At 46.9% G+C, this 2,228-nt stretch carries 2 protein-coding genes; one reads left to right on the plus strand and one right to left on the minus strand.

Annotated elements, in window-relative coordinates:
* A partial coding sequence (locus tag AOQ29_RS04085) for a KxYKxGKxW signal peptide domain-containing protein (RefSeq protein WP_170124543.1) occupies positions 1–1,082 on the minus strand: 1,082 nt, incomplete at its 3' end.
* A gap of 487 nt (positions 1,083–1,569) precedes the next feature.
* Here AOQ29_RS04085 and AOQ29_RS07970 point away from each other — a divergent pair.
* The coding region (locus AOQ29_RS07970; RefSeq protein WP_275936578.1) for a solute carrier family 23 protein at positions 1,570–2,228 on the plus strand (659 nt) is incomplete at its 3' end.

Raw genomic sequence — 2,228 nt, forward strand, 5'->3', positions numbered from 1 at the left:
TGACCTAGATTTAAGGTGTAATTGTTTCCTTGAATAATGATGCTCTTGGTACGTTCACCCAAAGATTGAGGGTTATCAGGAGTTGGTGAGGAAACGTTCCCCGTAAATTCAATAAAGCTGATGTTGTCATTTGTATAGGCAGCCTGAAAAGCAGCCCAGTTGTTCACAGCAGCATAAGAGTTGTTAGCCTGAGCTTGAGCCTTATAGGTCGCGATATTCTTAACTTGGTCAGGAGTTGGCACATTGACACTCGAGCTACCAGTCTGTGATGGACTGTTGCTCGTGCTAACGGTCGATGGGTTAACACCAGTCGACTGAGAAGTTGAAGTTGATTGTGATGATGCAGCTGTTGATGTTGATGTTGAAGCAACTGACTGTGAGTTAGACGCTGCCGACTGTGAAGCAATCGCAGCCGAAACCGACTGGTTAAAAGCTGCCCGGGCAGTTGAGTCATCAGTTTGTGACTGGACAGAACCTGGCAATGGCGTGGTACTTGTGGCCGTTACAGCAGAAGCACCAAGTTGGCTTTGATCAACTGTGCTGGCGGCACTTGGGTCAACTGCTAAGGTCGTGAAATCATCTGTTCCAAGATCCTGGGTAGCAGTCTGGTCAGTTTGTGCCTGGTCATCACTACCATCTGCAGTTTGGCTCGCCGTACTGCTGGCACTCGTTGACGCACTTTGGCTAGCCACAGTGCTTGCACTAACACTTGTACTGGTACTTGTAGAAGTGCTCTGGCTAGCTACCGTGCTGGCGCTGACCGAAGTACTTTGAGACACACTGGTGCTCGTTGATGTACTTGGGCTGGCAGCCGAACTTGTTTGATTAGTAGTTGCACTCGTCTGGTTGGTAGCACCCGAGTTAGTAGCGCCCGCCGAATTTGTATTATTAGACCCACTGGTCCCAGTGTCCACAACTGTGGTTGCTTGGGCATTGCCTGTATCGGCTTGAGCTTTGTCAGTGGATGCCGCACCGAGAGACAAAAAACCAAGCGCAATTCCAGCAACTAGCCACAACTTTCCAGCTTTATACAGCTTAAAGTGCTTCTTGGTCTCTGTTTTTAATACATTCATCTTTTCCATGACTCTTACCCCCCACTGGGATTCAATCGATTATTATTCTAATCTAAATTATTCAAAAATTCTTACTGGTCGATTTCACAAGGTCAGTATCCTCTCAAGTGTATAGTTATTCTAATTCTATTGTAACTCTTCATTTTCATTTTTTGTATTTTATTTGCAATAATGTATATTGTTTTTTAATAATTACATTTTCGTTATTTTCATTTTTCTTCCTTAAAAGCCGGCAATCGTTCGTTTTTATTCAAATTAAAATCCATTTAATTGCCGAAACACATTCAACCTGCTATACTTGTTAATACCGTATTGGAGTTATATCCGGCTTTTAACGCTAGCCGAGTCTCTACCGCCCAGCAGAACGGGCGACTATCCCCAAGGTTTTTAGGCACACTTGGGCACTTTTGTGTCTTTTTTTGTTGGCTACGGTAGGGACCAGTACGTTTTCTCTCATTTTTTGATTAGAACATACTACTTTGCTACAGGAGACATCATGCAAAATCCCACCAAGCCCCTTCCTAAATTCCAAGCCATCCTTTTGGGCTTGCAGCACGTCCTGGCTATGTACGCCGGCGCTGTCCTAGTTCCACTTCTTATCGGAACGGCCCTGCACTTCTCCAGTCAACAACTGGCCTACTTAATTTCAGTTGATATCTTCTGTACTGGTCTGGCAACTCTCTTCCAACTCAAACGAACACCCATTACCGGAATTGCCCTCCCAGTCGTTCTGGGTTCATCTATCCAAGCCGTTTCACCATTGATCAATATCGGGTCAACCCTCGGTTGGGGGGCTATGTACGGGGCAACCATCATCGCCGGCCTCTTCGTCTTCCTGATTGCCGGCACCTTTGCTCGCTTACGCAACTTTTTTCCACAAGTAGTAACCGGCTCATTGATCACGGTCATCGGTCTCAGCCTCATCCCCATCGCCCTCCAAAACTGGGGTGGTGGCAACCTCAAAGCCGCTAACTTCGGTTCATGGCAAAACCTCTTGATTGGTTTCGTGACCATCTTGATTACCCTCGTCTTGATGCGCCTGGCCACTGGTTTCTTGAAGGCCATCGCCGTCCTTTCCGGTATTATTCTTGGCTCGCTCTTCGCCGCCTGCCTCGGTCAAGTTACTCTCAAGCCGGTCGCCGATGCCGCCTGGTT

Source organism: Fructobacillus ficulneus, from assembly GCF_001047075.2.
GTDB lineage: Bacteria > Bacillota > Bacilli > Lactobacillales > Lactobacillaceae > Fructobacillus > Fructobacillus ficulneus.